The organism is Cellulomonas composti, from assembly GCF_007990245.1.
Classification (GTDB): domain Bacteria; phylum Actinomycetota; class Actinomycetes; order Actinomycetales; family Cellulomonadaceae; genus Cellulomonas; species Cellulomonas composti.
This window is the reverse complement of the sequence record NZ_BJWG01000001.1, coordinates 495,586-509,469: the sequence shown is the minus strand read 5'-3', so window position 1 is coordinate 509,469 and position 13,884 is coordinate 495,586. Positions and strand designations below refer to the sequence as shown.

Sequence of the window (13,884 nt, the reverse complement as noted above, 5' to 3'; positions counted from 1 at the left end):
GTCTGAGGTCTCGGCTCGAGAGGTGGCCCGTTGTTCTACTGGTTGATGAAGCGGATCTTCGTGGGTCCGCTGCTGCATGTGATCTATCGACCCTGGATCCGTGGTGCGGAGAACGTGCCGGCCGAGGGTGCGGCGATCATGGCAAGCAACCACCTCGCGGTCATCGACTCGTTCTTCCTGCCGCTCATGCTCGACCGTGCGCTCGTGTTCATCGGCAAGCAGGAGTACTTCACCGGCCAGGGCGTCAAGGGCCGGCTGACCGCGGGGTTCATGCGGGGCGTCGGGACGATCCCGGTGGACCGTGGTGGCGGCAAGGCGAGCGAGGCCGCGCTCAACACCGGTCTGCGCCGGCTCGAGGCCGGTGACCTGTTCGGGATCTACCCCGAGGGCACGCGCAGCCCCGACGGCCGGCTGTACCGCGGCAAGACCGGCATCGCACGGCTCGCGCTCGAGTCCGGCGCACCGGTGATCCCCGTCGCGATGGTCGGCACGAACATCGCCCAGCCGGTCGGCCGCAAGATCCCCAAGGTGATGCGGATCGGCATGGTCATCGGCGAGCCGATGGACTTCTCGCGCTACGAGGGCATGGAGAACGACCGGTTCATCCTGCGTTCGGTGACCGACGAGATCATGTACGCGATCATGCGGCTGTCCGGCCAGGAGTACGTCGACGTGTACGCCGCGACGCAGAAGGCGCGCATCGCCGCCGGCCATCCGGCCGTCGCGGGTGACGAGCAGCACCTCGCCGCCGCACCCGGCGGCCGTCCGGTGCCCGACGTCCAGGTTCCGATACCGCCGCAGGACGAGCCGGCCCCGCCGGTAGAATGACCGCGACCCCGGCACGGTCGTCCAGGTAGCGTGCCCGGACCTGGGTCCCGGCGTCGTCGTCGCGCCGCCCCTTAGCGTCGCCTGCGGTGCCAAGCAGGTGCCGAGCCAGCCCTACGGAAGGTGTCTCCCATGTCGGTTCGTCGCGTCGCTCTCCTCACCGCGGGTGGCTTCGCTCCGTGCCTGTCGTCCGCCGTCGGTGGCCTCATCGAGCGCTACACCGAGATCGCCCCGGACGTCGAGATCATCGCCTACGAGCACGGCTACTACGGTCTCCTGCGCGGGGACAAGATCGTCATCGACGACGAGACGCGCGCGAAGGCCGGCATCCTGCACCGCTTCGGCGGCTCGCCCATCGGCAACTCTCGCGTCAAGCTCACCAACGCGAAGGACTGCGTCAGGCGCGGCCTGGTCGCCGAGGGCGAGGACCCGCTGCAGGTCGCGGCCGAGCAGCTCAAGTCGGACGGTGTGGACGTGCTGCACACGATCGGCGGCGACGACACGAACACGACGGCCGCGGACCTGGCCGCCTACCTCGCGGCGAACGACTACGGGCTGACCGTCGTCGGACTGCCCAAGACGATCGACAACGACGTGGTGCCGATCCGGCAGTCGCTGGGCGCGTGGACCGCGGCCGAGGAGGCCGCCGGCTTCGCCGCGAACATCATCGGCGAGCACCGCTCGGGCCCGCGCATGCTCATCGTGCACGAGGTCATGGGCCGGCACTGCGGCTGGCTGACCGCGGCGGCGGCGGTCGAGTACCGCAAGTGGCTCGACCAGCAGGAGTGGGTGCCGAGCATCGGCCTGTCGCGCGAGCGCTGGGACGTGCACGCCGTCTTCGTCCCGGAGGTCGCGCTCGACATCGATGCGGAGGCCGCGCGCCTCAAGGCGATCATGGACGAGCAGGGCAACGTCAACATCTTCCTCTCGGAGGGTGCGGGCATGCACGAGATCGTCGAGCAGCTCGAGGCATCCGGCCAGGAGGTGCTGCGCGACGCGTTCGGCCACGTGCGCCTCGACACGATCAACCCGGGTCAGTGGTTCGCCAAGCAGTTCGCCGAGAAGCTGGGCGCCGAGAAGGTCATGGTCCAGAAGTCGGGCTACTACTCGCGTGCCGCGGCCGCGAACGCCGAGGACCTGCGCCTGATCAAGTCGATGACCGACCTCGCGGTGGAGTGCGCCCTGCGTGGCGAGTCCGGCGTGATCGGGCACGACGAGGAGAACGGCGACGTGCTGCGCGCGATCGAGTTCCCGCGCATCGCGGGCGGTAAGCCCTTCGACGTGACGCTGCAGTGGTTCGTCGACCTGCTCGACGAGCTCGGCCAGCCCTTGGTACCGGCGAGTCACGCATGAGCGTCCAGCCTGACCCGCAGGTGATCGCCGGGCTCGACGCCTGGCGGGACCGGCTGGCCGCGCAGCAGCCCGACTGGCCCGACCACGAGGCCCTGCGCCGCGTCACCGACCGGCTCGCCACGCTGCCGCCGCTCGTCTTCGCCGGCGAGGCCGACGCGCTGCGGGCCCAGCTCGCCGCGGCGGGTCGGGGTGAGGCGTTCCTGCTGCAGGGCGGCGACTGCGCCGAGACCTTCAGCGAGGTCACGGCAGACAACATCCGCAACAAGATCAAGACGATCCTGCAGATGGCGGTCGTCCTGACCTACGGCGCGAGCCTGCCCGTGGTGAAGATGGGTCGCATGGCGGGGCAGTACGCCAAACCCCGTTCGTCGGACACGGAGACGCGCGACGGTGTGACGCTGCCCGCGTTCCGCGGCGACATCATCAACGGCTTCGAGTTCACGCCCGAGGCGCGCACGCCGGACCCGCAGCGGCTGCTCGAGGCGTACCACACGTCGGCCTCGACGCTGAACCTCATCCGCGCGTTCACGACCGGCGGGTTCGCGTCGCTGCTGCGCGTGCACGAGTGGAACCGCGGCTTCACGTCCAACCCGGCGTACAAGCGCTACGACCAGGTGGCGAACGAGATCGACCGCGCGATCCGGTTCATGGCGGCGTGCGGCGCCGACTTCGAGGCGTTGCGCTCGGTCGACTTCTACTCCTCGCACGAGGGCCTGCTGCTCGACTACGAGCGGCCGCTCACGCGCATCGACAGCCTCTCGGGCCTGCCGTACGACTGCTCGGCCCACTTCGTGTGGATCGGCGAGCGCACGCGGCACCTCGACGGGGCGCACGTGGACTACTTCTCGCGCGTGCAGAACCCGATCGGCGTCAAGCTCGGCCCGACGACGACGGGCGACGACGCGATCGCGCTCATCGACAGGCTCAACCCCGCGGGCGAGCCGGGCCGGCTCACGTTCGTCACGCGCATGGGTGCGGGCAAGGTCCGTGACCTGCTGCCCGCCCTCGTCGAGAAGGTCACGGCCGACGGCCGCCCGGTGACGTGGGTGTGCGACCCGATGCACGGCAACGGCATCACGTCCGAGAGCGGCTACAAGACGCGCCGGTTCAGCGACGTCATGGACGAGGTCGCGGGCTTCTTCGAGGTGCACCGCGCGCTGGGCACCGTGCCCGGTGGCCTGCACATCGAGCTCACGGGCGACGACGTGACCGAGGTGATGGGCGGCAGCGAGGAGATCGACGACGCCCGGCTGGCCGAGCGCTACGAGACCCTCGTCGATCCGCGCCTGAACCACCAGCAGTCGCTCGAGCTGGCGTTCCAGGTCGTCGAGCTGCTGCGCGCGTCCTGACCTGCGTGTCCTGACCAGCGCGTCCTGACCAGCACCGAGAGGCCCGTCCGACGACCACGGACGGGCCTCTCGGCGCCCCGGGCGGCGGCGGGCGGTGACGGGTGCGTGACGGGTGCGTGAGGGGTGCGGTCAGACGACCGTGAGCGTGACGGTCGTGCCCTTGGGCACCTGCGTGTCCGCAGGCACGCTCTGGTCGACGACCGTGCCGATGAACCCGCCCCACGAGTCCTTGCGGTCGACCTTCAGCCCGAGCGCCTCGAGCTTCTTCTTGGCCTCGTCGTAGCCCATCTGGAACACGTTCGGCATCGTCACCAGCTCGGGACCCTTGGACACGACGAGCGTGACGGTGTCGCCGCGGTGCGCATCGGCGCCGCTGACGGGGTCCTGGCTGATGATCACGCCGGCCTTCACGGTGTCGCTGTAGGCCTCGCTCGAGGTCACCTTCAGCCCGATCTTGTCGAGCTCGTCGGTAGCCTCCTCGAGCGTCGCCCCGACGACCGACGTCACCTTGACCGGTGCGGGACCCTTCGAGACCGTCAGCTTCACGGTGTCGCCGCGGACCGCCTGCGCACCGGCTTCGGCGTCGGACCCGTCAGGCAGCACGGCCCCGATGACCACACCGAGTCCGGCGTTGTCGTCGTAGACCTGCGGGGCGTACTCGACCTTCAGGCCGGCCTTCGTGAGTGCGGTCTCGGCGTCCTTCTGCATCTGGCCGACGACGCCGTCGGGCACCGCGACGAAGTCCGGGCCCTTCGAGACGACGAGGTCGACCGTCGAGCCGCGGCGGACGCGTTCGCCCGCGGGTGGGTCGGTGCCGATGACCGAACCCTTGGCGACCGTCGAGCTGAAGTCCTCGGTGGGCGTCGCGACGAGGTCGGCGTCCTCGAGCTCCGCGGTCGCGGCCTCCTGCGTGTCGCCCACGACGGTCGGGATCGTCGTGAAGGCGCCGGGTCCGGAGGTCGCGTACCACCAGGCGCCGATGCCGAGCAGCGCGGCGACGAGCACCAGCGCAAGGGTCCACGCGACCACGCGGCGGCGCCGTGACGGCGGCGCGGGCGGCGGGGGAGGCACGGGCTTGGCCGCGCCGATCGGCAGGGCGACGGTCGAGCCCCCGCCCGGGCGGCTGCCGCCCGCTGCGAGCCGCTCGGTCGCGGCGTCGTCCGGCTCGTCACCGTCGGTATCGGTCGCGTCGGAGTCGAGCTCGGTCTCCTTCGGATCGGTCGCCGCGGGCAGCGCGATCACGGGGGCGACGTCCGCGCGCCGCTCGAGCGTGGCCGCGTCGAGCACGGCCCTGGTGCGGCGCAGCAGCGCGTGGGCGGCGCCGGCGTCGACCGGGCGGTCGTCGGGGTCGCGTGCGGCGAGGGCCCGCACGAGGTCGTCGATCTCGACCGGGAGCCAGTCCACGAGGTCGGACGGCGCAGGCAGGTCGGAGTTGACGTGCTGGAACGCGACCTGGATCGGCGTCTCGCCGGTGTACGGCTGACGCCCGGTGAGCATCTCGTAGAGCAGGATTCCGCACGCGTACACGTCGGTCCGGGCGTCGCTCGCGCCGCGCACGACGAGCTCGGGCGCCAGGTAGGCGACCGTGCCCAGGACCGTGCCCGTGGTCGTGGCGGTCACCTCGGTGACGGCGCGCGCGAGGCCGAAGTCGGCGAGCTTGACGCGTTCGTCGGACGCGATCAGGACGTTCTCGGGCTTGACGTCGCGGTGCACGAGGCCGGCGCGGTGCGCGGTCGCGAGCGCGTCGAGCACGGCCTCGGTGACCTGCAGCGCATCCCCGACGGTGAGCGCTCCCTGCTCGCCGATACGGCGGCGCAGGTTCACGCCGTCGACGTACTCCATCGTCAGGTAGCTGGTCTCGCCGTCGACGCCCTGGTCGAGGACGTTCACGAGGCCGGGGTGCGTCAGGCGCGCGGCGGTACGTGCCTCTCGGCGGAACCGGGCGACGAAGTCGGCCCCCGACGTGCCCTCGGCGAGGTGCGGGTGCATGACCTTGAGCGCGACCTCGCGGTCCAGGCGCCGGTCGATCGCGAGGTAGACGGTGGCCATCCCGCCGCGCGCGATCCTGGACACGACCTCGTACCGTCCGTCGACCAGACGGCCGAGGAGCGGGTCGGTGAGGGTCGTCGCCACGACTGGAGTCTACGTTCGGGGTCGCCGCGAACCGTGCATCTCGCCGCCTGAGCCGGGTGGCCGGATCAGCCGAACCGGGCCATCAGGGCCTGGACGTTGGCGACGTACCCCCGCGTGTCGGCGAACATGCCGTACTTCCGGACCGAGGCGGCGCCCTGGTAGTAGCCGGCGATCGCGCTCGGCACGTCCGGGGAGACGCGGACGAGCGCCTTGAGGATGACGACGCCGGCGGTCACGTTGTCGTCGGGGTCGAGCAGGTTGAGGTCGCGTCCGACGAGGCCCGAGGCCCAGTCGCCGGACGTCGGGATGACCTGCATCGTGCCGATCGCGTTGGCCGGGGAGACCGACGTGTGGTTGAAGCCCGACTCCTGGAACGCGATCGCCTGGGCCAGCGCGGGGTCGAGGCCGTACGTGCGTGCGGTCGCGATCACCTTGGCCTGCATCTGCGCGGTCGAGGGCACGCCCGCGGCGAGCAGCGCGTGCTTGTTCGCGTTCGCCGCGTCGACGACGTCACGCGCGTAGGTACGGCCCGCGAACGTGTCGCCGACGAGTGAGGCGCCCGACGACGAGCCCGTCGAGCCGGCCGTGGCACCCGGGATCGTGAGGCGCTGGCCGATGCGGATGAGCGCGCTCGGGCCGAGGCGGTTCGCCTGCACGATCGCGGCGATGCTCGAACCGGTCCGGGCCGCGATCGCGCTCACGGTGTCGCCGGAGCGGACCGTGTACGCGCTCGTCGTGGCCGGTGCGGAGGTGCCCGAGGTCGCGCCCGACGAGGCGCCGGGGATCGTCAGGACCTGCCCGATCCGGATCAGCGCGTTCGAGCCGAGGCCGTTGGCCGCGATGACCGCCGCGACCGTGGTCCCCGACCGTGCGGCGATCGCGCTGACCGTGTCACCCGGGCGGACCGTGTAACGGGCCGTCGTCGCCGTGCTGCCGGCGGTGCGGCTGGGGATCGTCAGGACCTGGCCCGCGAGGATGCGCGACGGGTCGGCGAGGTGGTTGGCCTGTGCGATCGCGGCAGCCGTCGCGCCCGTGCGGGCGGCGATGTGGCTCACGGTGTCGCCGGGCCGGACCGTGTAGCTGTCGTCGGCCTGCGCGGGCGATCCGGCGGCGACGGTGACGGCGGCGAGGGCGAGCGTCGCACCCGTCCCGGACGCGGCCCGGCGCAGGGCGACCGGGCGGCGGTTGGCGGTCACGGACATCTCGGTACCTCGACTCGTCGTGTGGCGCAAGTAAACAGATGTGACTGAAGTGAAAGAAGTGACAGAACGTGAAGGTAGCGGACTGCGGCCCGCGGCGAAACCCCAGGGGGACCGCTGTCACCCGTACCCTGGGCCGGTGACCGATACGACACCCGCCCTCGACGACCTCGTCGACTCCTGGCTGACGCTCCCCGATGTGGCCGAGCGGATCGGCATCGACGTGGGCAAGGTCCGCCGCCTGGTGCAGGAGGGCCGGCTCGTCGCCGTGCGCCGCGGCACCCCGCGCGTCGTGAGCGTCCCGGAGCGCTGCCTGGTCCCCGTCGGGCAGACCCTCGGCAACCAGGTCCTCGGCCGCCCCGAACCCGCGTCCGAGGGGGAGTGGGCCGTCCTGTCGTCGCTGCAGGGCACGCTCACGGTCCTGACCGACGCCGGCTTCTCCTCCGAGGCCGCGATCGAGTGGCTGTTCACGCCGGACGAGTCGCTGCCCGGCACGCCGATCGACGCGCTGCGCGCGGGACACAAGACCGAGATCCGTCGCCGCGCCCAGGCCGAGCTCTAGGGCGCCCCGCCGCCCCTGGCCACGGACAGGAGCCGCTCAGCTCGTCCTGACCCGCAGGGCGCTGTGTCAGGGCAGGGCGTTGTGTCAGGCGTGACGGTCGACGGCGGCGTGCGCGAGCGCGACGAGGACCTCGCCGGCCGGTGCCGGCCACCGGCGATCCGCCGCGAGCGCGAACGCGCGGCCCGCGAGCGTGTCGATCAGCGCCTCGACGTCGTCCACCGCGCCGGCCGCGTCGATCGCCACCGCGATCTGGCGGACGTCGTCGTCGCTCAGCGCGCGGTCGCCCAGGCGCGCGCGCAGCAGCGCGGCCGTCTCGTCGTCGCCGCGCTGGGCGGCGCGTGCGAGGGCCCGGGCGACGAGCACCGTGCGCTTGCCCTCGCGCAGGTCGTCGCCCGCGGGCTTGCCGGTCGCGACGGGGTCGCCGAACACGCCGAGCACGTCGTCACGGAGCTGGAACGCCTCGCCCAGGGGCAGGCCCAGTGCGCGGCAGGCCGCGACGTCCTCGTCGGACGCGTCGGCGAGGACCGCCCCGAGCACGATCGGGTGCTCGACGCTGTAGCGGGCGGACTTGGCGCGGATGACCTCGCGTGCGCGGCGCTCGTCGGCGGCGGGGTCCACGCCCCAGGGCATCGACTGCGCGAGCACGTCGAGGTACTGGCCGATCGTCACCTCGGACCGCATGAGGTCGAACACGGCGCGCGCACCCGCAGCCCTGGCCGCCGGCGCGTCGGCGAGCGCGGCGGCGAACACCTGCTCGCTCGCGACGAGTGCGAGGTCGCCCAGCAGGATCGCGGCGGACATCCCGAAGTGCTCGGCCGTGCCCTGCAGGCCGCGCTCGTCGTGCCGGGCCGCGAATGCGCGGTGCGCCGCGGGGTGGCCCCGGCGCGTGTCCGAGTCGTCCATCAGGTCGTCGTGGAACAGCGCGGCGGCCTGGAACAGCTCGAGCGCGGCCCCGACGCGGAGCACCGCGGTCGCCTCGGACGTGCCCGGGGTGCCGCCGTGCGCACGCCACGACCAGTAGCAGAACGCCGCGCGCAGGCGCTTGCCGCCCGAGAGCATCACCTCGACCGCGTCGGCCAGGTGGTCCACGTCGTCGCTGACCCCCGCGAGCAGGGCGCGTAGCCGCGTGACGTGCTCGGCGAGCTCGTCGTCGACCCCGCCGCGGACGCCCTCGATGTCGACGAGCGCCGACGTGGACAGCGACGTGAGCGGCGAGGAGGTCACAGCGAGAGCCTAGGCCCCGGCCGGTGCCACGGTGCCGCCGATGGTCAGGGTGCGCACGCCGTCGCGATCGAGCACCGCGACCGTGATCAGCTCACCCTCGCCGCGGGTGAAGGTCCCGGTCGCCGCCAGACCCGCCGGTGGTGACGCCGCCGGTGCGGCCGTGAACCCCTGGTCCGCCAGCGCGGTCGTCAGGCTCGCGACGAGGTCGTCGGCCGACAGCGTGGTGCGCAGGTTGAGGCTGATCTCCAGCAGGTCCGGGTCGTCGGGTGACGGACGTGCGCTCGAGACGAGGATGTCCGCGTCGAGCGGCAGCGGGACGAGGTCCGCCGGGAAGCCGTCGGCGAGCGCGCCCACGGTCGAGAACGACTCCTCGGGCTCGTCGAGCAGCTCCTCGGTGGACGTCGGCGCGGGTTCGACGAGCGTCGTCTCGCTCGTGTCCAGCCGGGCGGGCGCCGACGTGCTGCATGCCGTCAGCCCGGCGAGCAGCCCGGGCGCGACGACGGCGGCGAGGGCCGCCGCGAGCACGCGGCGGCGCGGGGCGCGGGCGGGAAGCACCGGGTCAGCGTAGTCGCGACGCGACCCGACCCCAGCCCGACGAGGCGTCGATCCGGATGCACAGATCGGTGCTCGCGGGCTGCGCCGGGCCGGTCGGACGCTGTGCTGTCGGACATGCCGACGACGCTGCGGGTGAGCGAGCCCCGCGAGATCCTGTCCCTGGTGCCCTACCGGCTCGGCTTCCGGCCGGCCGAGTCCGTGGTGGCGGTGAGCCTGCGTGCGCCGCGGGGTCGGGTCGGGCTGATGATGCGCATCGATCTCGACGATCTCGCACACGCCGAGTCGGGCCCGCAGGTGGCCCGCGCCATGGTCGCCACGCTCGGGGCCGACGGCGCGCACTCGTCGTTGCTGGTGGTCTACGTGGCCGACGACCCGCGCGTGGCCCATGCGGCGGCGTCGAGCTCGGTGTCGAGCTCGGTGTCGAATGCGGTGTCGAACGCGGTGTCGCACTACCGCGAGGCCGCGGAGGCCCCGCTGGGCCCGACGACGGTGTGGGTGGTGACCTCGACGGGCTACCTGTCGCTGGACTGCATGCACGGATGCTGTCCGCCGGGCGGACGGCCGCTGCAGGACCTGGAGTCCACGCGGGTCTCGGCGCACATGGTGCTCGACGGGCAGGTGGTGGTCGACTCGCGCGACGACCTGGTCAGGTTCCCGACCATCGACTCCGAGCGGCGCCGGACCGTGGCGCGCATGCGACGGCGCTGGACCGAGCGCGCCCGCGAGGCGCACCTGGCAGGCGAGCCCGCCGCGGTCCGGTGGCGGCGTGAGTCGTTGGCCGCGTGGCGTGTGGCGGTCGCCCACACGGCGGCGGTGGAGGCCGGCGTCCCGGTCGAGCAGCCGCATGCGCCGTGGGGCCGCGTCGAGGCGGGCCTGCAGGACGTTCGCGTCCGGGATGCCGTGCTCGTCGCGCTCGTGCCGGGCACCGGCAACCTCGCGGAGCGCAGCCTGCTCGGGACTCGGCCGAGCTCCGAGGTGGACGCGCAGATCGGTGCGGCGATCGCCAAGGTCGTCAGCCGCGAGACGGGCAGCACTCCGCCGCCGGAGGCGACGCTGCTGCACGAACGCACGCTCGAGGGCGTCGTCGCGCACGGCGCCCGGGGTGCCCAGGCTCCCGCGCTCACGCTGCTCGGCTGGCTCGCCTGGTGGCGCGGCGACGGCACGCGGGCCCGGATGCTGCTCGAGCGGGCGCTGCTCGACGACGAGGACTACCGGCTCGCGGTGCTGCTGACGGCGACGATCGTCGCGGCCTGCCCACCCGGCTGGGCGCAGCGTGACGCCCGGTGGTCGGCCGGGACCCCGGCCGACCACGAACAGTGACTCCCGTGCCGTTGACCTCCGCGCCCCCGACTCCTGCACGCGGACGCCCGCCGAGCCCGGTGTGCGGCTCGCGTGCGCGTCCGCCGCGCCAGTGCGCTGGCCGCGCGGTAGCGTCCGGCCAAGGAGGGGAGGCCCCATGGGCATCGTGGTGGGCTACCTGGCCACGCCGGAGGGACGTGCCGCGCTCGGCGCCGCGGCCGACGAGGCGAGGATGCGTGACGTGCCGGTCGTCGTGGTGGTGAGCCTGCGACCGGACGCCTCGCCCGACGAACGCGCCTCGCTCGACGCCGAGCTCGGGAAGGTCGAACGCAAGCTGACCAAGCGAGAGGTCGCGTACGAGATCCGCGTCCGGGACGGCGGCGACGTCGCCGACGACCTGATCTCGGCCGCGGAGGAGACCGGGGCATCCCTGATCGTCATCGGGGTGCGGCGCCGCAGCCCGGTCGGGAAGCTGATCCTCGGCGTGAACGCGCAGCGCGTGCTGTTCGACGCGCCGTGCCCGGTGATGACGGTCAAGCCGACCGCCTGAGCCGACCGACTGGCCCGACCGACTGGCCCGACCGACTGGCCCCGTTGCACGACAGGACCCGAGGCGGCATCGGGCATCTTGGTGCGCCGATGCGGGAATCCTCGGGCGGCCTCGGACGTTGGTGGTGGTGGCTGTCTTGCGTCAGCCCTGGTTCCGCATGCTCTCAGCGGCTCCCGGCTCGTTACACTGTTACGTCTACCACCCGGCACCTACCGGGTGTCGTGCTGCCGAAAGGTCGTTCGTGTCGTCCCAGACTCCGCACCCCGCGCTTCCGCGCGAGTTCGAGCACCCCGCCCTGCAGGACCTGGTCCTGCGTGGGCGTACCCACGGCTCGGTCGCCGCCGAGGAGCTGCGGGTGGCCTGCGAGCAGGCCGACGTACAGGACGCCAAGCGGCTGCGCGCCGTCGTCCGTGGTCTCGCGACCGCCGGTGTCGCCGTGCGTGAGCCGGCGCCCGTGGCCCGTGTCGCCGCCGCGACCTCGACGTCGCGCACCTCCACCAAGGCGGCCGTCCCGGTCGACGAGGTCGCCGACGACTCGGCCCCGCAGCCGGTCGCCCGCGCCACGCGCACCGCCGCGAAGACGACCGCCGCGAAGACACCGGCCGCCAAGGCCGCTCCCGCCAAGGCCCCCACCAAGGCAGCGGCCACGAAGGCCGCGGCGACCAAGGCTGCGGCGACCAAGGCCGCGGCGAAGGGCGAGGACGCGGTCGACGAGTCGGCCGCCGACATCGACGATGCCGCGATCGTGCTCGACGACCCGGAGATCGAGGCCGTCGTGGCCGAGGTCGCCGAGGTCGTGGAGACGACCGACGACGACTCCGAGGAGGGTGAGGAGGGCACCGAGAAGAAGCCCGCCGCCGAGGAGTCGGAGGACGCCGGCTTCGTCTACTCGGACGCCGACGACGACGACGCGCCCGCGCAGCAGGTCGTCACCGCGGGCGCGACCGCCGACCCGGTGAAGGACTACCTCAAGCAGATCGGCAAGGTCGCGCTGCTGAACGCCGAGCAGGAGGTCGAGCTCGCCAAGCGCATCGAGGCCGGCCTGTTCGCCGAGGAGCGACTCGGTGCGGGCGTGGCGATGGAGCCGAAGCTGCGCCGCGAGCTCGAGTGGATCGCGCAGGACGGCCGTCGTGCCAAGAACCACCTGCTCGAGGCGAACCTGCGCCTGGTGGTCTCCCTGGCCAAGCGCTACACCGGGCGCGGCATGCTGTTCCTGGACCTGATCCAGGAGGGCAACCTCGGTCTGATCCGTGCGGTCGAGAAGTTCGACTACACCAAGGGCTACAAGTTCTCGACGTACGCGACGTGGTGGATCCGGCAGGCGATCACGCGCGCCATGGCCGACCAGGCGCGCACGATCCGTATCCCGGTGCACATGGTCGAGGTCATCAACAAGCTTGCGCGTGTGCAGCGCCAGATGCTCCAGGACCTGGGCCGTGAGCCCACGCCGGAGGAGCTGGCCAAGGAGCTCGACATGACGCCCGAGAAGGTCGTCGAGGTCCAGAAGTACGGCCGCGAGCCGATCTCGCTGCACACGCCGCTCGGCGAGGACGGCGACAGCGAGTTCGGCGACCTCATCGAGGACTCCGAGGCCGTCGTCCCGGCGGACGCGGTGAGCTTCACGCTCCTGCAGGAGCAGCTGCACCAGGTCCTCGACACGCTCTCCGAGCGCGAGGCCGGCGTGGTGTCGATGCGCTTCGGTCTCACGGACGGGCAGCCCAAGACGCTCGACGAGATCGGCAAGGTCTACGGCGTGACGCGCGAGCGGATCCGCCAGATCGAGTCGAAGACCATGTCGAAGCTGCGTCACCCCTCGCGCTCGCAGGTGCTGCGCGACTACCTCGACTGAGACACGACCACGAAGGGCCTGCCGCCGGGAGCCCCGGCTGCAGGCCCTTCGTCGTGCGGGGACTCCTACTCGAGCGCGACGAAGACCGGTTCGTCGCCGCCGCCCGTCGACAGCGCCCACGTGCCGCCGGCGACCTGCCCGCTCGGCACCGAGCGGCACTCGTTGCCCTCGGCGGTCGCGCCCGGGTAGAGCCTCCCCTCGTCCACCAGCGAGTCAGGGATCAGCCCGCAGTAGCTGTCCTCGTCGAAGCCGAACGTGTTGCCCGCCGAGCCGACGAAGTCCACCTCGAGGTCGATCCACGCCAGACCGGTCTCGGCGCCCGTGTAGGTCGCGGTGACGGGGACCATGACGAACTGGCGGCCCAAGGCGGGCGAGTCGTTGATCGGGTCGTCATCCAGGAGCGCGTCGTCGTCCAGGATCGCGTCGGTCGCGTCCTGGACCGTCGTTCCGAGCACGACGGTCCAGTCCTCGAGCTCGATGGTCGAGCCCGCCGGGTAGGGGTTCGCGCGTGTGCCGGTGCCGTCGTTCGTCGCATCGTCGACGTCGTCGGGAGCGGCGGACGCGATCGCCTCGGCCTCACCGTCGTCGCGCGAGGCGGTGGAACCCAGGGCGCCACCCATCAGGAGTCCGACGACCAGACCGACCACGCCCGTGAGCGTCGGGGCGAGCAGCCTGCGCCGGCGCGCTCTGGTGATGCCGGGGATCGGGTCGAGCGACGGCGCGATGCGCGCAGCGTCGTCGACGACGAACACCCAGCCGGCCGGCGCGCGCGGGAAGCTCGGGTCCGGCTTCCAGCCCTTGGGTGGGAGCCAGTCCTCTGGCGGGGGCGGCCACCCGGGCGGCGGGTTGAAGCGAAGTGCCACGGTCGTCCTCTCGTCGGCGCACGCCGGCTCGGCGCGTGCCCCAACGTAGAGGGATCGCGCACCGCGCGACGCGACGTCGCGCCAGGCTGTGGACGACCGGCCGCTGACGTCAGGAGGCCCGGA

Annotated in this window: 12 protein-coding genes; 7 read left to right on the top strand and 5 right to left on the bottom strand. The window is 72.5% G+C overall.

Annotated elements, in window-relative coordinates; genetic code table 11:
- Nucleotides 1–30: 30 nt before the first annotated feature.
- The 3 genes from CCO02nite_RS02315 to CCO02nite_RS02305 all read left to right on the top strand — a co-directional run bounded on the left by CCO02nite_RS02315 (nt 31) and on the right by CCO02nite_RS02305 (nt 3,527).
- On the top strand, nt 31–828 hold the full coding sequence (locus CCO02nite_RS02315; RefSeq protein ID WP_246117285.1) for a lysophospholipid acyltransferase family protein: 798 nt from the start codon (nt 31–33) through the stop codon (nt 826–828).
- Nucleotides 829–957: 129 nt separating this feature from the next.
- A complete protein-coding gene (locus CCO02nite_RS02310; RefSeq protein ID WP_146841380.1) occupies nt 958–2,178 on the top strand; it encodes a pyrophosphate--fructose-6-phosphate 1-phosphotransferase in 1,221 nt (406 codons plus the stop codon).
- Nucleotides 2,175–3,527 (top strand): class II 3-deoxy-7-phosphoheptulonate synthase, encoded by a 1,353-nt coding sequence (locus CCO02nite_RS02305; protein ID WP_146841379.1) that lies wholly within the window; start codon nt 2,175–2,177, stop codon nt 3,525–3,527. The genes CCO02nite_RS02310 and CCO02nite_RS02305 overlap by 4 nt, the downstream gene beginning before the upstream one ends.
- A 129-nt stretch (nt 3,528–3,656) precedes the next feature.
- On the opposite strand, the gene pknB is transcribed toward CCO02nite_RS02305, so the two are convergent.
- Together pknB and CCO02nite_RS02295 are read right to left on the bottom strand one after the other, a co-directional pair.
- Nucleotides 3,657–5,660: a Stk1 family PASTA domain-containing Ser/Thr kinase gene (pknB, locus tag CCO02nite_RS02300; protein ID WP_146841378.1), complete on the bottom strand. Its 2,004-nt coding sequence runs from the start codon at nt 5,658–5,660 to the stop codon at nt 3,657–3,659.
- A gap of 65 nt (nt 5,661–5,725) precedes the next feature.
- Nucleotides 5,726–6,862 (bottom strand): lytic transglycosylase, encoded by a 1,137-nt coding sequence (locus tag CCO02nite_RS02295; protein ID WP_146841377.1) that lies wholly within the window; start codon nt 6,860–6,862, stop codon nt 5,726–5,728.
- A gap of 136 nt (nt 6,863–6,998) precedes the next feature.
- Here CCO02nite_RS02295 and CCO02nite_RS02290 point away from each other — a divergent pair, with 136 nt between their 5' ends.
- Nucleotides 6,999–7,421, top strand: a complete 423-nt coding sequence (locus CCO02nite_RS02290) for an Rv2175c family DNA-binding protein (protein WP_146841376.1) — start codon at nt 6,999–7,001, stop codon at nt 7,419–7,421.
- A gap of 84 nt (nt 7,422–7,505) precedes the next feature.
- On the opposite strand, the gene CCO02nite_RS02285 is transcribed toward CCO02nite_RS02290, so the two are convergent.
- Both CCO02nite_RS02285 and CCO02nite_RS02280 read right to left on the bottom strand, forming a co-directional pair.
- Nucleotides 7,506–8,645 (bottom strand): polyprenyl synthetase family protein, encoded by a 1,140-nt coding sequence (locus CCO02nite_RS02285; protein WP_146841375.1) that lies wholly within the window; start codon nt 8,643–8,645, stop codon nt 7,506–7,508.
- A gap of 9 nt (nt 8,646–8,654) precedes the next feature.
- Nucleotides 8,655–9,200, bottom strand: coding sequence for a hypothetical protein (locus tag CCO02nite_RS02280; RefSeq protein WP_146841374.1), 546 nt, complete (start codon nt 9,198–9,200; stop codon nt 8,655–8,657).
- 132 nt (nt 9,201–9,332) lie between these two features.
- Between CCO02nite_RS02280 and CCO02nite_RS02275 the strand changes: the two genes are divergently transcribed.
- The 3 genes from CCO02nite_RS02275 to CCO02nite_RS02265 all read left to right on the top strand — a co-directional run bounded on the left by CCO02nite_RS02275 (nt 9,333) and on the right by CCO02nite_RS02265 (nt 12,898).
- Nucleotides 9,333–10,520 (top strand): DUF4192 domain-containing protein, encoded by a 1,188-nt coding sequence (locus tag CCO02nite_RS02275; protein ID WP_246117284.1) that lies wholly within the window; start codon nt 9,333–9,335, stop codon nt 10,518–10,520.
- A 136-nt stretch (nt 10,521–10,656) separates the two neighbouring features.
- Entirely contained in the window at nt 10,657–11,049 is a 393-nt protein-coding gene (locus tag CCO02nite_RS02270) for a universal stress protein (protein WP_146841372.1), read from the top strand.
- A gap of 241 nt (nt 11,050–11,290) precedes the next feature.
- Entirely contained in the window at nt 11,291–12,898 is a 1,608-nt protein-coding gene (locus CCO02nite_RS02265; protein ID WP_246117283.1) for an RNA polymerase sigma factor, read from the top strand.
- Between the two features lie 65 nt (nt 12,899–12,963).
- Here the strand turns inward: CCO02nite_RS02265 and CCO02nite_RS02260 are convergent, their stop codons facing one another.
- Complete coding sequence (locus CCO02nite_RS02260) at nt 12,964–13,761, bottom strand: hypothetical protein (RefSeq protein ID WP_146841371.1); 798 nt, start codon at nt 13,759–13,761, stop codon at nt 12,964–12,966.
- Between the last annotated feature and the right edge of the window lie 123 nt (nt 13,762–13,884).